Genomic DNA, 23,036 nt, shown 5'->3' on the forward strand with positions numbered 1-23,036 from the left:
CCGAATCGGAGAGGTGCGCCCGGATCGCGACCGGCCGGGGCGGCCGAAACGTCCTGCGGCGAGCGCGCTCGGGAAATCGCGAGGTAGGCGGCGTGGCGGCCGAGATCTGGCTGCCGATGGGCCGCCTCGGCGTACCCGGCGGAGTGAGTGGGTGGCCGGTGTGACGGCGGACCGCCGCCTCGATGACGCAGGTCGGAGCCCGTTCTACTCAGGGCACCCTTATTAGATTTCGGGAACGAATTCCGCCACACTGATGTTGTGAAAACCGTGGGTTTGCGGAAGAACGACGAGAGGACCGGTCGCAAGGCCGGCGCCGCGTCGTCCGCTGCCGTCGTCACGGTCGGCGCCGAGGGCCATCACACCCGCGCCGCGATCGTCCAGCTGCTCCTGGAGGAGGGGCCGATCACCGCGACGGCGATCGGCAACAAGCTGGGTCTCGCCCCGGCAGGCGTGCGTCGCCACTTGGACGCGCTCATCGATTCCGGGCAGGCGAGAGCCAGCCGATCCGCGCCGTGGCAGCAGAAGGGGCGTGGCCGTCCCGCCAAGCAATATCAGCTGACCGCGACCGGTCGCGGCAAGCTCGGGCACGCTTACGACGACCTCGCGGGCGCGGCGATCCGCCAGCTCGGTGAGATCGGCGGCGACCAGGCCATCACCGACTTCGCGCGCAAACGGGCACGCACTATCGTGGCCGGGATCGAACCCGTCGGGGAGCACACCCCGGAGACCACCGAGGCCAAGGCCGAGGAGATCGCCGAGGCGTTCACCGACGCCGGATTCGCCGCGACCACCCGCAAGGTGGGCACGGGCGTGCAGATCTGCCAGCACCACTGCCCGGTCGCGCACGTCGCCGAGGAATTCCCCCAGCTGTGCGCGGCCGAACTCGAGGCGTTCCGCGATCTGCTGGGCACCCACGTCCAGCGGCTCGCGACGATCGCCAACGGCGATTGCGCGTGCACCACGCACGTGCCGCTGCTCGTACTGCCGATCACCACTTCGAAAGCCGCACCCCAAGCCGCCGCACAGCCCGCGACGGTACGAACGAACGACTCCGGAAGGAGTGCCGAATGACGACGACCACCGACCAGGTGCAACCGCTCACCCAGGAAGAGACCATCGCCTCGCTGGGTAACTACGGTTACGGCTGGGCCGATTCGGATGAGGCCGGCGCCAGCGCGCAACGAGGTCTGTCCGAGGCTGTCGTCCGCGACATCTCGGCCAAGAAGAACGAAGAGCCGTGGATGCTCGAGCAGCGGCTGAAGGCGCTGCGCATCTTCGACCGCAAGCCCATGCCGCACTGGGGCTCCAACCTCGACGGCATCGACTTCGACAACATCAAGTACTTCGTGCGCTCGACCGAGAAGCAGGCCGAGAGCTGGGAAGACCTGCCCGAGGACATCAAGAACACCTACGACAAGCTGGGCATCCCCGAGGCGGAGAAGCAGCGGCTGGTCGCGGGCGTCGCCGCGCAGTACGAATCCGAGGTCGTCTACCACCAGATCCGTGAGGACCTGGAGGCCCAGGGCGTGATCTTCCTGGACACCGACACCGGCCTGCGCGAGCACCCGGAGATCTTCCAGGAGTACTTCGGCTCGGTGATCCCCGCGGGCGACAACAAGTTCTCCGCGCTGAACACCGCGGTGTGGTCGGGCGGCTCGTTCATCTACGTCCCGCCGGGCGTGCACGTCGACATCCCGCTGCAGGCCTACTTCCGCATCAACACCGAGAACATGGGCCAGTTCGAGCGGACCCTGATCATCGTCGACGAGGGCGCCTACGTGCACTACGTCGAAGGCTGCACCGCGCCGATCTACAAGTCCGACTCGCTGCACTCCGCGGTCGTCGAGATCATCGTGAAGAAGGGCGGCCGCTGCCGCTACACCACCATCCAGAACTGGTCGAACAACGTCTACAACCTGGTCACCAAGCGGGCCAAGGCCGAGGCGGGCGCGACCATGGAGTGGATCGACGGCAACATCGGTTCCAAGGTCACCATGAAGTACCCGGCGGTCTGGATGACCGGCGAGTACGCCAAGGGCGAGGTCCTCTCGGTCGCGTTCGCGGGTGAGGGCCAGCACCAGGACACCGGCGCGAAGATGCTGCACCTGGCGCCGCACACCTCGTCGACCATCGTGTCGAAGTCGGTGGCGCGCGGCGGCGGTCGCGCGTCCTACCGCGGCCTCGTTCAGGTCAACAAGGGCGCACACGGCTCGAAGTCGACGGTGAAGTGTGACGCGCTGCTGGTCGACACGATCAGCCGCTCCGACACCTACCCGTACGTCGACATCCGCGAGGACGACGTCACCATGGGCCACGAGGCGACCGTCTCCAAGGTCTCCGAGGACCAGTTGTTCTACCTGATGAGCCGCGGCCTCACCGAGGACGAGGCGATGGCGATGGTGGTGCGCGGCTTCGTCGAGCCGATCGCCAAGGAACTCCCGATGGAGTACGCGCTGGAACTCAATCGCCTGATCGAACTGCAGATGGAAGGAGCCGTCGGCTGATGGCCGTCGAGAACGTTGCCGTAGCCGCTGAGGCTCGTACGCCCGCGCTCAACAAGGGAGAGGTCTTCACGTCCTTCGACGTGAACGCCTTCGAAGTGCCCCACGCGAAGGACGAGGCGTGGCGGTTCACTCCGCTGCGCCGCCTGCGCGGCCTGCACGACGGCACCGCAACCCGTGACGGTAAGGCGCAGGTCGAGGTCGCGCCGGTCGAGGGCGTCACGGTGGAAACCGTCGAGCGCGCCGACGTGCGCCTCGGCGAGGCCGGTGTTCCCTCGGATCGTGTTGCGGCGCAGGCGTACTCCGGATTCGAACAGGCCACCATCGTGTCGGTCGGCTCGGAAACCGAAGTGGCCGAGCCGGTCACCGTCACCATCACCGGTCCGGGCGAGGGCAAGACCGCCTACGGTCACCTGCAGGTCCGGCTCGGGAACTTCGCCGTCGCCACCGTCGTCATCGACCAGCGCGGCAGCGGAACCTACGCGGAGAATGTGGAATTCGTGCTCGGCGACAGCGCCAAGCTGGTCGTCGTCGCGATCCAGGACTGGGCCGACGACGCCGTGCACGCCACCGCGCACCACGCGAAGCTGGGTCGCGACGCCACCCTGCGGCACACTTCGGTCACCCTGGGCGGTGACCTGGTGCGGCTCACCGGCACCGTGAAGTACGACGGCCCCGGCGGCGACGCCGAACTGCTCGGCCTCTACTTCGCCGACGCAGGCCAGCACTTCGAGCAGCGCCTGCTCGTCGATCACGCGGTGCCGCACTGCAAGTCGAACGTGCTGTACAAGGGAGCGCTACAGGGCGACCCTCACTCGCCGAAGGGCGACGCCCGCACGGTCTGGATCGGCGACGTGCTGATCCGCGCGGCCGCCGAAGGCACCGACACCTTCGAGGTGAACCGCAACCTGGTGCTCACCGACGGCGCCCGCGCCGACTCGGTGCCGAACCTGGAGATCGAGACCGGCGAGATCCTCGGCGCCGGGCACGCCTCGGCCACCGGCCGTTTCGACGACGAGCAGCTGTTCTACCTGCGTGCCCGCGGCATCCCCGAGGACGCCGCCCGCCGACTGGTGGTGCGCGGCTTCTTCCACGAGATCATCCAGAAGATCGCGGTTCCCGAGGTCCGGGAGCGGCTCGAGACGGCCATCGAGGCCGAGCTCGCCGCGATCGGCGTCTGAACACCGAAACTCTTACCCCGCAAAGGAACTCCATGACCACCCTGGAAATCAAGGACCTGCACGTCGAGGTCGCCAACCCCGACGAGACCGGCGAGCCCATCAAGATCCTCAAGGGCGTCAACCTGACCGTGAAGTCGGGCGAGACGCACGCGATCATGGGCCCCAACGGCTCCGGCAAGTCGACCCTGTCCTACGCGATCGCGGGCCACCCGAAGTACACGGTGACCTCCGGCTCGATCACCCTCGACGGCGAGGACGTGCTCGAGATGTCGGTCGACGAGCGCGCGCGTGCGGGCCTGTTCCTGGCCATGCAGTACCCGGTCGAGGTGCCCGGCGTCTCGATGTCGAACTTCCTGCGCACCGCCGCCACCTCGGTCCGCGGCGAGGCCCCCAAGCTGCGCACCTGGGTCAAGGAGGTGAAGGAGTCGATGAACGAGCTCGAGATCGACGCCGCCTTCGCCGATCGCAGCGTGAACGAGGGCTTCTCCGGCGGTGAGAAGAAGCGGCACGAGATCCTGCAGCTCGGCCTGCTCAAGCCGAAGATCGCCATCCTGGACGAGACCGACTCCGGTCTGGACGTCGACGCGCTGCGCATCGTCTCCGAGGGTGTCAACCGCTACAAGGAGCGCGAGGAGGGTGGCGTGCTGCTGATCACCCACTACACCCGCATCCTGCGCTACATCCAGCCGCAGTTCGTGCACGTCTTCGTCGGCGGCCGCATCGTCGCCGAGGGGGGCCCCGAACTGGCCGAGGAACTCGACGCCAACGGCTACGTCCGCTTCACGACCGCTGCTACCGCTGGAGCCTGACATGACCGCTACGGTCCGCACCCTCGACGTCGCCCGCATCCGGGCCGACTTCCCGATCCTGAGCCGCACGGTCCGGGACGGGAAACCGTTGGTGTACCTGGACTCCGGCGCGACCTCGCAGCGGCCGCTCGCGGTGCTGGACGCGGAACGGCGGTTCCTGACCGAGAGCAATTCCGCGGTGCACCGCGGCGCGCACCAGCTGGCGGAGGAGGCGACCGACGCCTACGAGGGCGCCAGGGCCGACATCGGCCGGTTCGTCGGCGTCGACGCCGACGAGATCGTGTTCACCAAGAACGCGACCGAGTCGCTGAACCTGGTGACCTACTCGTTCGCCGACGACCGGTTCCCGTACCACGTCGGACCCGGCGACGAGATCGTCATCACCGAGCTGGAGCATCACGCGAATCTCGTTCCCTGGCAGGAACTCGCGCGGCGCACCGGTGCCACGCTGAAGTGGTACGGCATCACCGACGACGGCCGGATCGATCTCGATTCGCTCGAATTGTCGCCCGCCACCAAGGTCGTCGCGTTCACGCACCAGTCGAACGTGACGGGCGCGGTCGCCGACGTGACCGAAATGGTGCGCCGCGCAAAGGAAGTCGGCGCGCTCGTGGTCCTCGACGCCTGCCAGTCGGTGCCGCACATGCCGGTGAACTTGCGTGAGCTCGGCGTCGATTTCGCCGCGTTCTCCGGGCACAAGATGCTCGGACCGTCCGGCGTCGGCGTGCTCTACGGCCGTCGCGCGCTGCTCGAGGAGACCCCGCCGTTCATCACCGGCGGCTCGATGATCGAGACGGTCACCATGGAGGTCAGCACCTACGCCCCGCCGCCGCAGCGGTTCGAGGCTGGCGTGCCGATGACCTCGCAGGTGGTCGGATTGGGCGCCGCGGTGCGGTATCTCGACGAGATCGGCATGGAAGCCATTGCGGCCCATGAGCACATGCTGGTCGGCGCCACGCTCGAGGGTCTCGGCGCGATCGACGGCGTGCGCATCGTCGGACCCACCGAGAACGTGGACCGCGGCGGCGCGGTGTCGTTCCTGGTCGACGGCATCCACGCGCACGACGTCGGACAGATTCTGGACGACGAAGGCGTTGCGATCCGGGTCGGCCACCACTGCGCGTGGCCACTGATGCGCAGGATGGGCGTTCCCGCCACCGCGCGGGCCTCGTTCGCGGTCTACAACACCCTCGACGAGGTGGACGCGCTGATCGCCGCGGTGCGGAAGGCTCAGCGCTTCTTCGGGGTTGCATAGACCATGCGCATGGAGCAGATGTACCAGGAAGTGATCCTGGACCACTACAAGCACCCGCACCACCGCGGGCTGCGGGAGCCGTACGGTGCCGAGGTGCACCACGTCAACCCGACGTGCGGTGACGAGGTGACCTTGCGCGTCCAGCTGGACGACAACGGCGACGTCGCCGACGTCTCCTACGACGGTCAGGGCTGTTCGATCAGCCAGGCCGCCACGTCGATCCTCACCGACCAGGTGATCGGGCTGCCGGTGCAGCAGGCGCTGAAGGTCGTCGACGCCTACAACGAGATGATCTCCAGCCGCGGCACCGTCGAGGGCGACGAGGACATGATCGGCGACGGCATCGCGCTGGCGGGCGTGTCGAAGTACCCGGCGCGGGTCAAGTGCGCGTTGCTGGGCTGGATGGCGTTCAAGGACGCCGTGGTCCGGATAACCTCCGCGGAAGAGATCAAGCGCACGATGGGCAGCGCCCTGCCGAAGAATGGGGAACGTCATGAGTGAGACGACACCGGCGACGGAATCGGCCGAGCAGATCGAGCTTTCGGCCGAGGAGGTCAAGCACCTCGAGGACATCGAGGAGGCGATGCGCGACGTCGTCGACCCCGAACTCGGCATCAACGTCGTCGACCTCGGCTTGGTCTACGGCATCAAGGTCGAGAACGAGATCGCCAAGCTCGACATGACGCTCACCTCGGCGGCCTGCCCGCTCACCGACGTCATCGAGGACCAGTCCCGCAACGCCCTTGTCCGCAGCGGTCTGGTCGAGGATCTCGAGATCAACTGGGTCTGGATGCCGCCGTGGGGTCCGGACAAGATCACCGAGGACGGTCGCGAGCAGCTGCGCGCCCTCGGCTTCACGGTGTAGAAATACCTGCGCTTTTCACTGCGCTGTCGTTCGATATCGGGCCCGGATCCGCGTGATCCGGGCCCGATCCGTATGCCCGCCCGTCCATTGTCCGACTTGCGTTTTGGACGAATTCGACAAGATCGGCGATGATTGTTCGACTCCGATAACGGAGCCGTTTCAAGAGAAAGATCTTCGATGAAATTTTTGGGTAGGGTCGGCTTCGCCGTCGCGTTGACCGGTCTTGCGGTGGGGTCGGTTCTGGGTGCGGGGTCGGCGAACGCGGCGAGCCTGCACGCGGCGATCGCGGTGAGCGGTGGCTCCTGGGTGTACGGAGTGAGCGCGAATGCAGCCAGCTTCGACGACGCCGTCGCCGAGGCGGTCGGCAACTGCGGCGCCGCCGACTGCGAGGTGCTCGCCTCGTGGGCGAACGGTTGCGGTGCGCTGGTGGAGAGCAACGAAGGGGTTGCCGCGGCGTCCGGTCCGAACCGGGCGGAGGCCGAGCGTGCCGCTTACCAGCGGCTCGCGGAGATGACCCCCACGGCGCAGCTCGCCAACGTCGGTTCTGCCAACCTGAGTGGTGCGCAGGTCGTCGAGGTCGTCTGCACGTCGAACGCACGCTGATTCGTCGGTGAGATTCCGGGCCCGGATCCCCACGCGGGGTCCGGGCCCGCTCGCGTTTTCGAACCATGTGCGTTCGCAGATCGGGGATTTCGATTCGCGAATATCGTGCGCGGAGCCGACGTATTTCTGTACTGCGCGGTCCTACCGACCGAAAACCGCGGAATATCTGGACAATTCGGGAACGCTCGGCAAGGATCTCCCCGTCAATGCTTCTGAAACGGGAGATCCTGTTGTCCGTGCTGCGTAAGTCGGCCCTGGCCGTCGCCGTGTCCTCCACCGCCGCCCTCGGGGTCGTCGCCGCCGGTGCGGCCGACGCGGCGCCCAAGCTCTACGGCACCCTCGCACTCTCGCCGAGCACCGGCAGAGTGGTGGCCGCGATGGACCACACCAGCCGCGTGCAGGCCGACGCGGCCGCCATCCGCGAGTGCGGCGTCTACGACTGCGACCTGGTACTGAACGTCGTCGACGGCTGCGGCGCCATCGCCCGCGGCGCCGACGGACGCTTCGGCTGGGCCGCCGCGGGCTCCCGCGAGGAAGCCGAACAGATCGCGATCGCCTCCCTCGGCGAAAGCGCTCCGCCCTTCCCGGATCTCGGCAGCGCGTCCCCGCGCGCGGCGCAGGTCGCCGTATCGGCGTGCACGAAGAACATCGCCTGAGGAAACCCCGGTCGCGGAGCGGGTTTGGACATCTCCGATGCTGTGGGCGATGATCTGACGTCGATAGTCTGTTGAACGGGGAGGGATTCCGATGTCGTTGTCGCGCAGTCTTTTCGTGGGCGCGATCGCCGCGGGAGCGGTGGTGGCCGGTGCGGGGCCCGCGCTCGCCGAGCAGGCCCAGCCGTGGGAGACCCGGCTCGGAGATCTCTACGGCGCCATGGCCATTTCGCGCAGCACCGGCGCGGTGTCCTACGCGGTGAACCACGAAAGCCTCGGGGCGGCCGATGCCGGAGCGATCGGCGAGTGCGGCGCGCGCGACTGCCAGGTGGTCGTCCACTTCCGCAACGCCTGCGGCGCGGTGGCACAGGGCGCCGACGGACGCTACGGCTGGGCGTGGGACACCACCAAGGGCGGCGCGGAGCGCGCCGCGATCCAGGTGCTCGGTCTCAGCGCCCCGCCGTTCCCCGACCTCGGCAGCGCCTCGCCGCGCCCGGCGAGCACCGTGCTCTCGGCCTGCACCTCGAACGCCGGGTGAGGCCCGGCCCCGCACCCGGTTCGTCGCGGGAAGCTTCGGGATGTCGGTTGCCGACTCGTGATCTTGTTGACAATAGTAGAGGCGTGCAGCTTTCCGACGGTGTGATCTCGCTGCGGCCGATCGAGGTGTCCGATGCAGAGGCGCATCTGGCCGGCGAGGACCCTGAGCCGGCGCGCCGGCACAGGGAAGGACGAGGCTCGCTGGAGGGCGTGATCGCGTACTTCGAGGTGTGTGCGGCGAGCTGGTCGGTGCAAGGACCGCTGCGCACGTTCGCCATCACGATCGACGAGGGCGCGACCTTCATCGGAACACTGGAAATTCAGACCGGAAGGCCCTATCTCGCCACGGGTCAGGCCGACCTGACCTACGGCATCCATCCGGCCTGGCGCGGCCGAGGCTTTGCCACCAAGGCGGTCATCCTTGGATGCCGGTACCTGGCCCGCACGGGTCTGGCCGAGGAAGTGGTGTTGCGGATCGATCCCGCGAACGCCGCTTCGGTCGGCGTGGCCCGCCGGGCCAGGTTCCACTACATGCGCAGCAGCGACGAACCCGGAGAGGGCCCGCTCGACTGGTACGTCCAGGCCCTCTGAGCGGCGGCTATCCGCGCAGCACCTTGCGCGCCAGCCAGTTGCCGAGGAACTGGATGCCCTGCACCCCCGCGATGATGATCAGCGTGGCGACCAGGGTGACCTGCCAGTCGAAGCGCTGGTACCCGTACACCAGGGCGAAATCGCCGAGCCCGCCGCCGCCGACGATGCCCGCCATCGCGGACATGTCGACGATGGCGATCACCACGAAGGTGTAGCCGAGAACCAGCGGACCCAGCGCCTCGGGGATGAGCAGCGTCAGAATGATCCGCAGCGGTCCAGCGCCCACCGCCCGCGCCGCTTCGATCACGCCGGGATCGACGGTGACCAGATTCTGTTCCACGATGCGGGCGATGCCGAACGAGGCCGCCACGATCATCACGAAGGCGGCCGCCTCGGTGCCGATCGTGGTGCCGACCACCTCGAGCGTCACCGGTCCCAGCGCCGCGAGCAGGATGATGAACGGGATCGGCCGCACCACGTTCACCAGCACGTTGAGCAGCACGTTGATCGGCGCGTTGGCGAGCAAGCCGCCCTTGCGCGTGGTGTACAGGGCGGCGCCGAGGAACAGCCCGATGAGCCCGCCCACCACGAAGGTGATCGACACGAGGTAAACGGTGGTGCCGATCGCCTCGGACAGCACCGGACGCAGTTTCTCCCAATCGGTGTGCATCGCTATCGCCGCTCCAGTTCGTCGATCACCTTCGCCACCGCGTCGTCCGGCCCGTCCAGGGCCAGCGTGATGCTGCCGAAGGTCTTGTCCTGCAAGGTGCCGACCCCGCCGTACACCACCTCGAACCGCACGCCGGCCTGCGCGGCGAGTGCGAGCGCGTCGCCGAGCCCGCGGTGACCGTCGACATCGACGGTCACCAGGGTGCCGCCGTGGCGTTTCCGTAGCTCGGCCAGTTCGCCGGCGTCGGGCCGGTTGTGCAGCACGGTGCCGACGAACGACTTGGTCGGTGCCGCTTGCGGTGTCGCGAAGACGTCGAAGGTCTCGGCCAGCTCGACGATCCGGCCGTCCGCGAGCACGGCGACCCGGTCGGCCACCGCGCGAACGACGTCCATCTCGTGGGTGATCACCACGATGGTGACGCCGAGTTCGCGATTGATCTTCCGCAGCAGTCGCAGCACCTCGCCGGTGGTTTCCGGGTCCAGCGCCGAGGTGGCCTCGTCGGCGAGCAACAGCGAGGGCGAGGTGGCCAGCGCACGCGCGATGCCGACCCGCTGCTTCTGACCGCCCGAAAGCTGATCGGGGTAGCTGCGCGCCTTTTCCGACAGGCCGACGAACTCGAGCAGTTCGGCCACCCGCGCCTTGCGCTCCGCACGCGGCCTGCCCGCGACCTTCAACGGGTACTCCACATTGCCCGCGACGGTCCGCGACCGGAACAGGTTGAATTGCTGGAACACCATGCCGATATCGCGCCGGATGTGCCGAACCCGTGACTCGGGCACGCCGGTGATCGGTTTGCCGGAGACCAGGACGGTGCCGCTGGTCGGCTTCTCCAGCGCGTTGATCAGGCGGACAAGCGTGCTCTTGCCCGCGCCGGAATAGCCGATCACCCCGAAGATCTCACCGCGCTCGATGCGCAGATCGATGCCGTCGAGCGCGACCTGGCGATCGGCGCCCTTGCCGAAAACCTTGGTGACCCCGCGGAATTCGACCGCGCTCACTTGCCGTCGCGGATGGTCTGCTGCACCCGCTGCAGGATCTGCTCCAACTCCGGCGCGCCGCGCGTCACCGCGACCGCGGTGTTCTCGGTCGACTCCGCATGCGCCGCTTGCACTTCCGGGTCTTTCCAGACGTCGACGATCTGCTGGTAGAGGGGGTTGTCCTTGTCCTCGGCTCTGGTGACGATCACGTTGATATACGGCTCGGCCGCCGGATTGTTCGGATCGTCCTTGTACAGCGCCGAATTCGGGTCGATGCCGGAGCGCTCCAGGAAAGTGTTGTTGATGATCGAGCCGTCCGTCGAGGCCAGCGACAGCGCCGTCTGTGCCGCGTCGACCGGCGTCACGGTGACTTTCGAGGCGCCCCTGTCGATGTCGGCGGGGGAGGGCTGGCGGCTGTCGCCGGACAGTTTCAGCAGTCCGGCGGCCTGGAGCACGAACAGCGCCCGCGCCTGATTCGTCGGATCGTTCGGAATGGCGATCTGGCCGCCCTGCGGGATGTCGGCCAGTGACTTGTGCTTCTTCGAGTACAAGCCGAGCGGCACGATGTAGGTGGATCCGATCGGAGTCAGCGTGTCGTTGCTGGACACGTTGTACTGGCCGAGGAACTGCAGGTGCTGGAACAGGTTGACATCGATCTGACGTTGCGCGAGCGCGAGATTCGGCTGCTGGTAATCGGAGAAGTTGGTGATCAGGAGGGTGATGCCCTGGTCCTTCGCCTTCCGCTCGAAGACGTCCCAGACCTGGTCCCGGTCGGTAGTGCCGATGCGCACCACCTTGCCGGAGGACGGCTCGTCGGTGCCGCACGCCGTCAGGGTGAGGGCCGCGGTTGCTACCAGGACCGGGATCGCCACTACCCGATGGAATTTCACTCGTGCTCCCGAATGCTCGTCGCGAGGGGGCGGGACCGCGCGTTCGCACCGTCCCGCCCTTTCTGAACCTGGCAATCCAAGCGGCGCGCCCGGCGCGACGACAAGGATTTCGATAGCGGTGAGCGAAAACCTCGCGAATAATTGGACGATCGTCTAGTTTGCCTGCAAGGTGGGTGCTGCGCCGTGTGCCGGTGATCTCCGCGCCGGTGGCGGGTGTGGTCTCGTGCGGTGCGGACCGCCGTGAGGGGGTGGTCCGCATCGACGTGGACGATCTGTCGCTGCCGACCCGCAGCGGCCCGCGCGATCCGGCGGGTCCGCAGGAAATACCGGCCGAGCAGTCGAACTGATGTGCGAGCAAGGTCGAGCGAACAGTCGAACCGACACCGGATAGTCCCACCTGCGGTCCGGACGAGACGCGGAAATCGGACTCTCGGCACGAACAGTCCCACGAATCCCGCACTCGAGGCGCTGACCACGTGCAATTAGCGGAAAGATAGCGCATTCTGTGTATGGGTCGGGTGCTCGTTGTGATGACGGTACTTCGGATCGGGAACTCGCATCATGTCCACCCCATACGGACAACAGGCGCTGCGGAACGGATCGTACTCAGCAGCACATGAGCGTGCGCGGCCACAGCCGAACGGTTGTGCCACTCTGTCCCATCGGGTCCGCCACGGGGTCTGGCGCGAGATTTCGCTCGATCACGGTGCGACCCGGATGACGATCGGGCGGTCGGAGGCCGCCGACATCACCGTGCCCGCCGATGCGACCGTTTCCCGTCTGCACGCCATCTTCGAGCGCGTCGGCGACCGCTGGGTCGTCATGGACAACGGTCTGTCGATGAACGGGACCTTCGTCAACGGCGAGCGGATCGGCGGCTTCCGGAAGCTCGAGTCCGGCGATTCGGTTCGCCTCGGGAAAACGGTGTTCGTCTTCACCGACGGGCATCGGTCCGAGGACGAGAAGACGGTCGTCCAGGTCAGGCTGCCGACCCGTAATTCGCTGACCGACGCCCAGTACCTGATTCTGGAGGCGCTGTGTCGCCCGTACGACTCGCAGACCACGTTCACCTACCCCGCGTCGAACTGGCAGATTGCCCATGAGCTGTGCCTGAGCGTCGCCACGGTCAAGACCCACATGCGAGCGTTGTTCAAGATTTTCGACGTCGAAGCCCTGCCGCCGAATCAGAAGCGCGTGTTCCTGGTCGAACGTGCCATCGAGAGCGGCGTGATCGACTACCACGATCGGTAGGGCTCCGGCCGGTAATTCGGTGATGTCCGTTCGCGGCCTCGGCGCCCGGCGCGAAGCGGCGACTCCTTTCGGTCGGTGCGGTGGCGGGTCAGATCGGGTCGTAGCCCGCGCCGACGCCACCGCGTGTGTCGATGTCATCGATGATGGCGGCCATGTTCCCGCCCAGCTGCGGTCCGAGGCACGGCACGTACAGGTAGCCGTTGACCATGCCGACCAACGTCGTCCCGACCATGATCGGCCCGCCGGAGTCGCCGGGTAGTACACAGATCTGGGTCCATGCCCAGTTGTTGCTCTGGAACACATCGCCGTAGGCAAGTCCGCAGGTCTGGCCCGTGGTGTAGCCCTGCTTACAGGCGATGTCCGGGAACTGCGCCGGACCGCCCAATTCGGTGATCGTCGTGTTGCCCACGCGGTTCACGGGAATGACGCTGTCCGGATCGAACTCGATGACGGCGTAATCCATATGCGCGTTCGTGTAGGCGAAGGTGCCGACGACGCCGGCGTCACGGTTGGCCTCGGCGACGACCGAGGTACCCGCCTGACTGCAGTGACCCGCGGTGAGACCGACCAGGCGACCCGCGGCATCGTGCCCGATCGTGGTGAGCGTGCACACGCCCTGGTTGCCGATGACGATGCCGGAGCCGCCGCCGAGCACCGCCGGGCTCGAGGCATGCGCGATGCCTGTTTGCGCCCCGGCAGGCACAACGCCTGCCGCGAGTGCGACGGCGGCCACTGCGAGTTTCCTGAACATTGTCCATCCCATCGCTGAGGCCGCGGGCTCCCGTGCGGCGCGAATTACGTCGGCATATTTCTCGCACAAGACCTATCGGCGCGACGGCGTCAGGCCTTGTCGTTGTGCTTCCTCTGGCATCGAGTCCGGTCGGAGGTGCTGCTTTGCTTAAGCACTACTACTACAAGTCACCACACCACCTGGTGAGTGACGCGCGGCGTTTTCGGCATTGTCGCGTTGCTACTCGGTCACGCGAAGCAGATAGGCGTGAAGAACGGGAAGACCGGCGGAATGAAGCAGACCCACCACAGGAATGGGTTCCACCACAACAGGGCCGGCTCGATCTGCGCGGGAACTTGGTCGGAGGCGGGCGCCACCTGGACGGGCACAGGAGGTTCGACGGCCGGGGCCGCGGTAGCAACGCCTGAGCCGAGGGCGATCATAGGTGCGATTGCTACCGCTGCGACGGCTGCGCGCATTTTGGTTGATTTCATGATCTTTCCTTCAACTGAGCGCTTTCGAGACACCCCGGAAAGGCGTCCCGGAATGACACCACCAACTCTCCCCGCAGTGTGCGCGAAAGATCTTCCTCCCGCGGGTTGGAAATGCTCAGACCTCGGGGGGAACCATGCGTCGCTGCCCTGTCCGGGAATCGAACGGGCGGCGCGGACGCTATTGCGGAATGCGCTCGGCGACGCGGGTCGGGGCACGAGCGTGCGTTGAGTACCTGGACACCGCGAAACGACGGGACCCGGCGGTCGGATCGGCGAGTGGCCGTCCCTCATGAGCTGAGGCGGCCACTCGCGCGGCGTACGCCTAGATCGCGTCGGCCGCGGTACGGATGAGGCCGGCGACAACCTCGGGACGGGAGGCGTAAACGGCGTGACTGCCCGGGGTCTCGATGACCTTCGCGCCGATGCGTTCGGCCATCGAGGCCTGGGCCGCGGGCGGGATCATCTTGTCCTCGGTGACCTGCAGATACCAGCTGGGCTTCACCCGCCAGGCGGCTTCACTGATGGTGCCGCCGAGCGCGTCCAGCCCCCAGGGGACCTGGGAGTCGGCCAAGAATGCGGCGTCCTGCGCGGAAAGGTCGCCGGCGAAGGAGTCGTGGAACTTGGCCCGGTCCAGGAACAGGTAGCCGTCGTTGGGCGGAAGGATCGGCGGCTGCGGCCCGTCCTGCGGGAAGGTAGCGATCAAAGTGCTGACCGATTCGCCCTGGTCGGGTGCGAAAGCGGTGATGTAGACAAGGGTCTTCACCATGTCGTGGGTGCCGGCCTCGGTGATGACCGCACCGCCGTAGGAGTGCCCGACGAGCACCACGTCTCCGTCGATGTCGTCGATGATCTGACGGGTCGTGGCGGCGTCGTCGGCGAGCGACTTGGTCGGGTTCTGCACCACGCGCACCCTGAAACCGTCTCGGGTGAGCTCGTCGTACACCAGGCGCCACCCGGCTCCATCGACGAATCCACCGTGCACCAGCACGATCGTGGGTTTGCTCATGGCAACCTCCCTCATCGGCAGGGTGGCGGGATCGCGCACCGACACTGCCGGTCACATCGTCGGCGGTCCCGGATCGTCCTGACGCGGACGACGATGCACAAGGCACGGACGGCAGTGCATCACTGCATCGGTGTGCCCAGGTGGGAGCGCTGCCCCGGGTGACCACGCCGCATCTCGCCCGGGCTGATCCCATAGGCCGCGCGGAATGCCCGGTTGAAGCCGCTGATGTCACCGAACCCACAGCGGTGAGCCAGGGCCGCGATACTCAGCTGGGCGAGCCGATGATCGAGCAGTTCCTCGCGCACACACGCCAAACGGCGACGGCGGATATACAGCGCGACCGATTCGTTCTCCGCTTGGAACAGCTTGTGCAGGTAGCGGATCGAAATGTTCGCTGCTGCAGCGATTTCGGCCGGACTCAATGCCGAGTCACGAAGACGCTGCTCGATATAGGCCTTGATGCGCGTCATCAGGCTCCGCTGCGCCGCATCCGCATACCGGTCTCCGCCGGGTTCGGCGAGCAGGCACAGTACGAGATCGGTGGTGCGAGCGAGTACCTCCTCGGACTGGGCTTCCGCCAGATCCGCACCATGACGAATCAGGTCGAGGACGAATCTGCCGACCACTCCGGATAATCCGTGCCGGCCCGACAACACACGTCCGCTCGCAGCGCGCCGCTCTCCGTCAGTGAGCCGCACCGCATCCGATGGTACCGAGAGCACCGACACCGACCACGGCCGGGTGAATGTCCACGTGAACGGCCGCGAGTTCTCGTAGACGACGAAATCGCCTGGTGTCAGCTCGGCAAACCGCCCGTCCTGCTCGAGCGAGGCCGCGCCCTCGGTGAGGACCGCTATCTGGAAGAACGTCGCATCCGATTGCTGGATGCAGCGCGGAGTCCGCCGATGTCTGTGCGGGCTCGCTTTCAACTCGGCGAAGAGCAATCTCCCGCGGACCGTCCCTTCCAACCGCGCTGCCGGCTCCGGGGAGCGACACCAATCCTCCAGCTCCACCGGCGCGAAGGTAGCGCCCAGCACGTGGTGCCAATAGTGTTCCCGCTCAGCGGATTCGACCTCATCGGTCGATGCAACGATATCCGGCACAGTTCGCCATTCTCCTCGGCGGCACGGCGATGGTGTCAGGTTTTGAAGTCGCACCCTCCTACATTTGGGTGACGAGGCGGTTGTCGAGCTCACGGCAGAGATAAGTGCGGGCCCCCGCTCTCAGATGAGCGGGGGCCCGTCCTGTGTGCATCAGCGCAGTTCATGGCCGGTGACGGCCTGTCTACTGCTCAGTTCCATCCGTTGGGGAGGCTACCGCCGAAATTACTCCGGACCCAGGTGGCGATGTTTTGCGTCTGGGCTGGCCAGTCGGTGTGCCATACCTGGTTGCCGTTGATCAGCGCGGCGTTTTTCGTGCTCCATGGCAGTTGCATGGCCGCATCGACCCTGTCCCAGGAGGGGAAGTGGCCGGTGAAGTTGCGCCCGACCCATTCCCCGATGTCGACCGTTTGACCCGGCCAGTCGGTGTGCCAAACCTGATCGCCGTTGAACAGCGCCGCGTTCTTCTCGTCCCAGGGGAGTTTGCAGGAGGCATCGATCCTGCTCCAGTCCGGCAGTTTCCCCGTGAAGTTGCGGGAGGCCCAGTCCGCGATGCTCAGCGTTTGACCTGACCAGTCGGTGTGCCATACCTGATCGCCGTTGAACAGCGCGGCGTTTTTCGTGCTCCATGGCAGTTGCATGGCCGCGTCGACCGCCTTCCAGGAGGGAAGGTTGCCGGTGAAGTTTCGCCCGACCCATTCCGCGATGCTCAGCGTTTGACCTGACCAGTCGGTGTGCCATACCTCATCACCCTTGATCAACGCCGCGTTCTTTGCGTCCCACGGGAGCTTGCAGGATGCACTGATCATTTTCTCCTCCTCCTCTGAATCTGCCGGGGTCATCGGTGCGATGACCCCTCGGACCGCACAGTGAAAAGGCTGAGCTGGGATGCTTCTTGAAGCGATTCGATTCGTGACGAGCTCGCAACTGCGGCTGACCGAGGTCGTGCGCAGTGCCTGAGTCCGGCCGCCTTCATGATCGACCGTTCCCCTCCCAACGTGGTTGGTCAGGGAGCTTCCGACATCCGTGTCGATGTCAAGGCCAATTTACGGCATTCGACCCGCAGGTGTCCGACGGTTTATCGGCGTGTCAGGTGATCGGGGATCGAGGGCATCGCGCGGAGAAGTTCGGGGTTACCCGGCTCGATGGGCAGAATCGGAGCAGGTTCCGATGATCTTGCAGGCCGCCCTGGGCGAGCTGCAAACAGAAGCCAGAATCGCTGCCGATCGTCCTGAGCGGGTTTTCGGCTGTGCAACGTTGATCGCGTCGCCGAGGGGTCATGCCTGCGGGTCACGAATAGCGTTGCATGGCACGCTCTTCGATCAGTCCGTAGTGCCGATCCACAAGCTCGGGCGAATGTCTCCGCACCTCACGCGATCCGCTGCCGGGCTTGCGAGTGCGTGCGCTCCGCCGATTCTGGGACATGTCAAGGGTTTGACCGTAACTTGTTCTGCTGCTTCGGATTTCATGTCATTTTCCATTTCACTTCACGGCCAATCCGTGGTTGCCCGATCGATGGTCTTCCCCGATACCGTCACCAGCCAGTGCCGAATCATTCATGAACCAAGGAGTTTTCAGATGACGCACAAGGTGATGGGGATCGCCGCTGCCGTTGTGGCGGCCGCGCTCATGATGCCGGGCTCGGGGACGGCCTCGGCGACGCCGCCGAACATCCCGTCCAAGGCAACGGCACAATCGATGCTGAACGGGTTGACCGTCGCGCCCGAAGGATCGATGTCGGGTTACTCGCGCGATCTGTTCCCGCACTGGATCACGATCTCCGGGAACTGCAATACCCGCGAGACGGTACTGATGCGTGACGGCACCGGTGTGCAAGTCGGTGGCGACTGCGCCCCGACCGCCGGATCCTGGTACTCCCCCTACGACAACACCACCCTCACCTCTTCCTCGTCGGTGGATATCGACCACGTTGTGGCACTGGCCGAGGCATGGCGCTCGGGCGCGTCGAGCTGGACGACCCAGCAGCGCCGCGACTTCGCCAACGACCTGACCAATCCGCAGCTCATCGCGGTCTCGGCCTCGTCGAACCGGTCCAAAGGCGACCAGGACCCCTCCCAGTGGCTGCCCACCAACGCCAGCTACCGCTGCACCTACACGAAAATGTGGATCGCCTCGAAATCAGCGTGGCAGCTCTCGGCGCAACAGACCGAGAAAGACACGCTGCAAACCCAGCTGAACGGATGCACCTCGTGAGCGATGAGATGACCACGATCCTCACCACAACCCCCGACGGGCTCGAGACCGAGGACGCCGGCGTTCTCATCGGTGAGGTCGAGCTCCGCTCCACCGTCACCGACGACGGCCAGGCCAGCGCCCATGCCCGTTACCCGCACACCGAGCAGTGGCACACCATCAGCGGCGCCACACGACACCTCGACTCACCCGCCCACCTGGCGATCTACCACACCCAGCTCGTCGCCCAACACCTCCCACCCGAACAGTAAGTCCATTCCGCCAGAGGTTGCGCACGGCTGCCGCTGCCACGGCTGGCTGCTCTCGGCCCGTCCGGTCGCCGAGGGCATCGGCCCGACGTGCGCGATCCGCGAACACGCCGAACAGCGTGCCGCAGCCGCCGGGCGTGAACAGCTCACGTTATTCGACGGCTTGTGACAGCAGCAGCCTGACGCCGGATCCGTTCAATGGGCCTGCCCCTCTCTTCGAGGTGGCCGGGATCCGGTGCGCGGCAGGGGCTGGCGTGAAGTCTGCGCGCTATCGCGTGCGGGTTATTTCAGCGTCGAGGCACGCAGCGCACGCGCACCCGTGGCCGCCAGCAGGACGAACAGCACGGGCACCGCCAGACCGGCCGTCAGCCCGTACCGATGCGCCACGAAGCCGATCAGTACCGGGCCGGTGAAGAAGCCGAGGTAGCCGAGCACGGATACGTTCGCAATGGCCCGGGCGGGGGCGACGCCATGGACGCCGCCGCTCGCCGCGAAGGTCAGCGGCAGGGTGTAGGAGATCCCGAACCCGAACAGCGCCAACCCGAACAGCGCGGGCACCGTGCCGCCGACCAGGAGAGCGACAGCCAATCCGAGCCCGGCCCCCGCGGTACCGAACAGGAACGGCCGCACCGGACCGTACCGGGTCACCAGCGAATCCCCGAGCAGCCGGCCGAGGAACATCGCACCGGCGAACACGGCGAAGCCGAGGGCCGCGACGGTCGTGCTGGCGTGCGTCTCGTCACGCAGATACACCGGGGTCCAGTCGTTGGCCGCCCCTTCCGCCAACGCCACGCAGAAGGCCAGCAGGCCGAGCACGACCAACCGGACCGGCCACTGGCGCCGACCCCCTCCGCCGCGCGCTGAACCCTCGGGGTTCCGGTCGGCTGCCGAGGGCAACAGCCACCGCGTGCCGACCGCGGCCGCAACGATCGCCAGCACGCCGACTCCCAGGAAGTGCGGTGCCAGACCCACTTCCAGCCGTTCCGCGCCCGCCCCGAGCAGCGACCCGCTGATCATGCCCAGACTGTGGAACGCGTGAATCCCGGACAGCAGCGACCGCCCGGCGACCTTCTCCACCGCAACGCCGTGCGCGTTCATCGCGACATCCACCACGCTGTTCGCTACCGCGAAGACCCCGACCGCGACTGTCAGCGCGGCCGGGGTCTTCGCGAGCAGCAGCCCGGAGAGGGTCAGCGCGAACACCGGCATGCTCGCTCGCAGGGTGGCGCGGCTGCCGAACCGCAGGGTGAGGATCTTGCCGAACTGCAGGCCGAGCACCGCGCCGACGTTCAACCCGGCGAAGGCCACCGCCAATCCGGCGTCGTCGAGCCCGAATTCGTCCTTGATCGTGGGCGTGCGTGCGGCCCAGGTGGCGAACAGGATGCCGGTCAACAAGAACATCGACCGAACCGACCACAATGCCGCGTGCCACCGCGTCCGCGTCACATCGAAGGTCACCGTCACCCGCGAGCCCTCCCTTCCCCAGCGCGGGACATGCCGTCGCCCGCTTCGCCCTCGAGTCAGTTCGGCGGTGCCGGCGCGAAGCCTGGCCACCACTTCTCGAGAGTTGCCGGGGTCGCGCCGAATGCCCGGTACGCAAGGGCGTGGGCGTCCGCGTCGCCGACCCGGGCGGAGCCGTTCGAGTGCGGTCGCGCGGTGCGCAAGACCTCGGTCAGACTGTCGTGGGCGGCTTCCAGGGTGTAGGCGAGGTCCGCACTCGACGTGGCGGCCGAAATCATGTGCACGCCACCGTACTCCATCAGCACGCCGCGGCGGAGCAGTCCGGAATAGAACGCCTCGCCGATCTCGTCGGAGGCGAACAGCACCCGGAACATCGACGGCCACGAGAACGCGACCGCGGGCACCGACGTGCGCTCGAAGAGTTCGTTCAGTCCCGAGATCAGCGCGCGGCCCGCGGCATGCATCCGGCCGATCGGATCGTCTTCGCTGGAACGGAAGATCCGCAGCGACGCGGCGGCGGCCGCGAACGGCGTCACCTCGCGCTGATAGGTGTAGCCGAGGTAGGCGGAATCGGCGCCGTCGAGGACCTCACCTCGCCCGAGGACCGCCGACAACGCCATGCCATTGGCGAGCCCCTTGCTGATCGTGATCAGGTCGGGGTCGATCCCGGCGGCCGTGGCGTATCCGCCGAGCCGGTATCGGAGGCCGGTCATCACCTCGTCCACCATCAGCAGGCAGCCGTGGCCACGCACCAATTGCGCCAACTCGACGTGGTAGGCGGGCGGGAAGAAGTTGACCTCGGGAGTGACGAACACCGCCGCCACATCCGACCATCTCGTCGCGAGGATCTCGGCGAGCCGATCGAGGTCGTAGCCGAAGTCGATGGTCTCCCGGTCACGGTCGGGCAGACCGCCGAACGCGGACTGCAGATGCCAGTCGTGCCAGCCGTGGAAGCCGCTGGTCAGGATCAATCTGCGGCCGGTGTGGACCCGCGCCATGCGCGCCGCGGCGGTGGTCGCGCACGAACCTGTCCGGAAGAATCGCGCGCGGTCGGCGAACGGGAACAGTGGCATGAGTTGTTCGGCGGTCTCGATCCGCGCCTGCGACAGCGTGCACGGCACGATCCCGCCGTTGCGCAGGGCGGCCACGGCGGCCTCGACCACCGCGGGGTGTGCGGCGCCCAGCGGTGCGGCGCCGCTGCAGGAGGTGTAGTCGATGTAGCGGTTGCCGTCCGCGTCCCAGACGTGACAACCCTTCGCGCGGTCGGCCACCACCGGGAAGCGCTTCTCGAGATCCCATCGCGGACTGGTCGTTACGGACTCGGCTCGCTCGAGCAGTGCGGACATCGTCGGCATAGCGGATTCCTCTCAGAGATAGGAGGGAGCTGGTAGGTCGGCGGCCGGGGCAGCTGCGATCGCGGGTTCCGCCGCGCGTCCGGTCAGGCCGCGGGCGATGCGCAGAGCGTTGGCCTGAATGGTGAGCACCGGATTCACGCCACCGGCGAAGGGGAACACGCTCGCGTCGACGATGTGCGCGTTGTCGACGTCGTGCAGCCTGCCCTCCGGCGTGGTCACCGAATGCCGCGGATCGTCACCGGCGCGACAGGTTCCGTGCAGATGTCGGCTGCCCCGGTGAAAACCACTCGGCTGGAATCGGATTCGTCGCGCGCCCGCCGTGCGCAGTATGTCGGACGCTCGATCGGCGAGGAAACGCAGCCGCTCGGCGTCGCTCGGATGGATCCGGTAGTCCATCAGCAGATGAGGCACACCGAACTCGTCACTCGTATTGCGCAGTCGCACCCGGTTTCGACGCATCGGCTGATCCCCGGCGAGCACGTGCAAGCGCAACGCGCCCGCACGGTCGCCGCGCACCGGGTTGGCCTGATAGATGATGCCGCCGAGCAGCCCGGGCATGTCGGGGTGCAGGTAGTAGTCGGTGAACGCGACGGTTGAATGTGGGCCGCCGCGACCGGAATCGGGGTCCCGGTCCGGATCGCCGCTGAGGTAGCAGCTCAGTTTCAGCGACAACCCGGTCCCGACCAGACCCGAGCTGTTGCCGACGCCCTCGGGCGCCCATGGCGTGTGCGAGGCCAGCAGTAGCCGGGCGGTCTGAACGGCGTTGGCGGCGAGCACGAAACCGCCGGCCCGAGTGACATGCCGCCGCGCCGAGACGGTGTCGACCCATTCGACGGCCGTCAGCTGGTTCGGTCGTCCGCCGATCAATCGCAGCGCACGCGCGCCGGTTCGGATGGTCGCGCGCACCTCGGACTGATCGAGAATGCCGCGCACCGCATCCGATTTCGCCCCGGTGGGACAGGCGTGTTCGGTGCAGGTGCTGCACCCGCCGCAGGCCGGGCGGCCGCGGTAGGGACGCGAGTTGATCGCCAGCGGCGTCGGAAACGGCCGCAACCCGAGCTCACGACCCGCCGCCGCGATGCCTCGGCCGCGGGCATCGAATTCGTGTGGCGGCAAGGGCGCCGCGGCCGACGGCGGCTGCCACGGATCACCGGCCTGCGATCTCGCGACACCCAACCGCCGTTCGATCTCGTCGTAGCAGGCCCGCAAATCCTGATACCCGATCGGCCAGCGCGCGGGCAACGCGTCACCGGCGAGGTAGGAGCCGGCGTCGAAATCGAGCTCGCGGTAGCGAAAGGCGATGGCCGCGAAGAACATCGTGCCGCCGCCCAGCCCGCGCGCGGTCCACGGATTGGCTGGCCGCGCCGGATCGCCGGGCGCGCAGGCCATCTGCCAGTTTCGCTCCGCGACCCGCAGATCGGTCCCCGGTACGACGGCTTGACCTTCTTCCAGCACCAGCACCGTCCGCCCCGATCGGGCGAGTTCGGTGGCGGCGACCAAGCCGCTCGCACCACCGCCGATCACACAGTAGTCGTAGTAGTTCCCCACATCGTCGGTCACGAGACCCCCTCGGTGACGCTGTCGAAGTCGTTGCCTAGCAACGAATTAGAAGACTTCTGGCGAATCGGGCACCCCCTCGTGCCCT

General features: G+C 67.0%; 26 protein-coding genes. 15 read left to right on the plus strand and 11 right to left on the minus strand.

Annotated features, from left to right (window positions below; genetic code table 11):
• Positions 1-258: 258 nt before the first annotated feature.
• The 11 genes from AB0H50_RS31100 to AB0H50_RS31150 all read left to right on the plus strand — a co-directional run bounded on the left by AB0H50_RS31100 (position 259) and on the right by AB0H50_RS31150 (position 8,995).
• A complete protein-coding gene (locus tag AB0H50_RS31100) occupies positions 259-1,071 on the plus strand; it encodes a metalloregulator ArsR/SmtB family transcription factor (protein WP_357459639.1) in 813 nt (270 codons plus the stop codon).
• Positions 1,068-2,504 (plus strand): Fe-S cluster assembly protein SufB, encoded by a 1,437-nt coding sequence (gene sufB / locus AB0H50_RS31105; RefSeq protein WP_357459642.1) that lies wholly within the window; start codon positions 1,068-1,070, stop codon positions 2,502-2,504. Before AB0H50_RS31100 ends, sufB begins: the two co-directional genes overlap by 4 nt.
• The gene (gene sufD, locus AB0H50_RS31110; RefSeq protein WP_357459645.1) at positions 2,504-3,682 is read left to right on the plus strand and encodes a Fe-S cluster assembly protein SufD; all 1,179 of its coding nucleotides are present in this window, start codon (positions 2,504-2,506) and stop codon (positions 3,680-3,682) included. The genes sufB and sufD overlap by 1 nt, the downstream gene beginning before the upstream one ends.
• Positions 3,683-3,714: 32 nt before the next feature.
• On the plus strand, positions 3,715-4,491 hold the full coding sequence (sufC, locus tag AB0H50_RS31115; protein ID WP_357459648.1) for a Fe-S cluster assembly ATPase SufC: 777 nt from the start codon (positions 3,715-3,717) through the stop codon (positions 4,489-4,491).
• A 1-nt stretch (position 4,492) separates the two neighbouring features.
• The gene (locus AB0H50_RS31120) at positions 4,493-5,746 is read left to right on the plus strand and encodes a cysteine desulfurase (protein ID WP_357459651.1); all 1,254 of its coding nucleotides are present in this window, start codon (positions 4,493-4,495) and stop codon (positions 5,744-5,746) included.
• A gap of 3 nt (positions 5,747-5,749) precedes the next feature.
• Positions 5,750-6,247 (plus strand): Fe-S cluster assembly sulfur transfer protein SufU, encoded by a 498-nt coding sequence (gene sufU / locus AB0H50_RS31125; RefSeq protein WP_357459654.1) that lies wholly within the window; start codon positions 5,750-5,752, stop codon positions 6,245-6,247.
• The gene (locus tag AB0H50_RS31130) at positions 6,240-6,611 is read left to right on the plus strand and encodes a metal-sulfur cluster assembly factor (RefSeq protein WP_357459656.1); all 372 of its coding nucleotides are present in this window, start codon (positions 6,240-6,242) and stop codon (positions 6,609-6,611) included. Before sufU ends, AB0H50_RS31130 begins: the two co-directional genes overlap by 8 nt.
• Before the next feature lie 132 nt (positions 6,612-6,743).
• On the plus strand, positions 6,744-7,214 hold the full coding sequence (locus tag AB0H50_RS31135; RefSeq protein WP_357459658.1) for a DUF4189 domain-containing protein: 471 nt from the start codon (positions 6,744-6,746) through the stop codon (positions 7,212-7,214).
• Positions 7,215-7,420: 206 nt separating this feature from the next.
• Entirely contained in the window at positions 7,421-7,870 is a 450-nt protein-coding gene (locus tag AB0H50_RS31140) for a DUF4189 domain-containing protein (protein ID WP_357459661.1), read from the plus strand.
• Positions 7,871-7,961: 91 nt separating this feature from the next.
• Positions 7,962-8,405, plus strand: coding sequence for a DUF4189 domain-containing protein (locus tag AB0H50_RS31145; protein ID WP_357459664.1), 444 nt, complete (start codon positions 7,962-7,964; stop codon positions 8,403-8,405).
• A gap of 83 nt (positions 8,406-8,488) precedes the next feature.
• Positions 8,489-8,995, plus strand: coding sequence for a GNAT family N-acetyltransferase (locus AB0H50_RS31150; RefSeq protein WP_357459667.1), 507 nt, complete (start codon positions 8,489-8,491; stop codon positions 8,993-8,995).
• Between the two features lie 7 nt (positions 8,996-9,002).
• On the opposite strand, the gene AB0H50_RS31155 is transcribed toward AB0H50_RS31150, so the two are convergent.
• From AB0H50_RS31155 to AB0H50_RS31165, 3 genes are read right to left on the minus strand one after another with little or no spacing between them, the layout of a single operon-like run.
• Positions 9,003-9,665 carry a methionine ABC transporter permease gene (locus AB0H50_RS31155; protein WP_357459669.1) on the minus strand — a complete coding sequence of 221 codons (663 nt, stop codon included), beginning with the start codon at positions 9,663-9,665 and terminating at the stop codon, positions 9,003-9,005.
• 2 nt (positions 9,666-9,667) lie between these two features.
• On the minus strand, positions 9,668-10,663 hold the full coding sequence (locus AB0H50_RS31160) for a methionine ABC transporter ATP-binding protein (protein ID WP_357459672.1): 996 nt from the start codon (positions 10,661-10,663) through the stop codon (positions 9,668-9,670).
• On the minus strand, positions 10,660-11,499 hold the full coding sequence (locus AB0H50_RS31165; protein ID WP_357459877.1) for a MetQ/NlpA family ABC transporter substrate-binding protein: 840 nt from the start codon (positions 11,497-11,499) through the stop codon (positions 10,660-10,662). The genes AB0H50_RS31160 and AB0H50_RS31165 overlap by 4 nt, the downstream gene beginning before the upstream one ends.
• Positions 11,500-11,690: 191 nt before the next feature.
• Between AB0H50_RS31165 and AB0H50_RS31170 the strand changes: the two genes are divergently transcribed.
• Both AB0H50_RS31170 and AB0H50_RS31175 read left to right on the plus strand, forming a co-directional pair.
• Positions 11,691-11,879 carry a hypothetical protein gene (locus tag AB0H50_RS31170; protein ID WP_357459675.1) on the plus strand — a complete coding sequence of 63 codons (189 nt, stop codon included), beginning with the start codon at positions 11,691-11,693 and terminating at the stop codon, positions 11,877-11,879.
• Between the two features lie 370 nt (positions 11,880-12,249).
• The gene (locus tag AB0H50_RS31175; RefSeq protein WP_357459678.1) at positions 12,250-12,783 is read left to right on the plus strand and encodes an FHA domain-containing protein; all 534 of its coding nucleotides are present in this window, start codon (positions 12,250-12,252) and stop codon (positions 12,781-12,783) included.
• Positions 12,784-12,871: 88 nt separating this feature from the next.
• On the opposite strand, the gene AB0H50_RS31180 is transcribed toward AB0H50_RS31175, so the two are convergent.
• From AB0H50_RS31180 to AB0H50_RS31200, 5 genes are all read right to left on the minus strand, one after another.
• On the minus strand, positions 12,872-13,534 hold the full coding sequence (locus tag AB0H50_RS31180; protein ID WP_357459680.1) for a serine protease: 663 nt from the start codon (positions 13,532-13,534) through the stop codon (positions 12,872-12,874).
• 227 nt (positions 13,535-13,761) lie between these two features.
• On the minus strand, positions 13,762-14,007 hold the full coding sequence (locus tag AB0H50_RS31185; protein WP_357459683.1) for a hypothetical protein: 246 nt from the start codon (positions 14,005-14,007) through the stop codon (positions 13,762-13,764).
• A gap of 322 nt (positions 14,008-14,329) precedes the next feature.
• Entirely contained in the window at positions 14,330-15,013 is a 684-nt protein-coding gene (locus AB0H50_RS31190; protein WP_357459685.1) for an alpha/beta hydrolase, read from the minus strand.
• Positions 15,014-15,132: 119 nt separating this feature from the next.
• Positions 15,133-16,116: a helix-turn-helix domain-containing protein gene (locus tag AB0H50_RS31195; protein WP_357459688.1), complete on the minus strand. Its 984-nt coding sequence runs from the start codon at positions 16,114-16,116 to the stop codon at positions 15,133-15,135.
• A 188-nt stretch (positions 16,117-16,304) separates the two neighbouring features.
• Positions 16,305-16,922 carry a hypothetical protein gene (locus tag AB0H50_RS31200; protein ID WP_357459691.1) on the minus strand — a complete coding sequence of 206 codons (618 nt, stop codon included), beginning with the start codon at positions 16,920-16,922 and terminating at the stop codon, positions 16,305-16,307.
• A 361-nt stretch (positions 16,923-17,283) separates the two neighbouring features.
• On the opposite strand from AB0H50_RS31200, the gene AB0H50_RS31205 reads away from it, so the two are divergent.
• Positions 17,284-18,327, plus strand: a complete 1,044-nt coding sequence (locus AB0H50_RS31205) for an HNH endonuclease family protein (protein ID WP_357459693.1) — start codon at positions 17,284-17,286, stop codon at positions 18,325-18,327.
• A complete protein-coding gene (locus tag AB0H50_RS31210; protein WP_357459695.1) occupies positions 18,324-18,578 on the plus strand; it encodes a hypothetical protein in 255 nt (84 codons plus the stop codon). The genes AB0H50_RS31205 and AB0H50_RS31210 overlap by 4 nt, the downstream gene beginning before the upstream one ends.
• Positions 18,579-18,857: 279 nt before the next feature.
• Here the strand turns inward: AB0H50_RS31210 and AB0H50_RS31215 are convergent, their stop codons facing one another.
• From AB0H50_RS31215 to AB0H50_RS31225, 3 genes are all read right to left on the minus strand, one after another.
• Positions 18,858-19,976: an MFS transporter gene (locus AB0H50_RS31215; protein ID WP_357459698.1), complete on the minus strand. Its 1,119-nt coding sequence runs from the start codon at positions 19,974-19,976 to the stop codon at positions 18,858-18,860.
• A gap of 119 nt (positions 19,977-20,095) precedes the next feature.
• Entirely contained in the window at positions 20,096-21,391 is a 1,296-nt protein-coding gene (locus AB0H50_RS31220) for an aminotransferase class III-fold pyridoxal phosphate-dependent enzyme (protein WP_357459700.1), read from the minus strand.
• A gap of 12 nt (positions 21,392-21,403) precedes the next feature.
• Positions 21,404-22,951 (minus strand): GMC family oxidoreductase, encoded by a 1,548-nt coding sequence (locus AB0H50_RS31225; protein WP_357459702.1) that lies wholly within the window; start codon positions 22,949-22,951, stop codon positions 21,404-21,406.
• Positions 22,952-23,036 lie beyond the last annotated feature (85 nt).

Source organism: Nocardia sp. NPDC050793 (assembly GCF_040654065.1).
Classification (GTDB): domain Bacteria; phylum Actinomycetota; class Actinomycetes; order Mycobacteriales; family Mycobacteriaceae; genus Nocardia.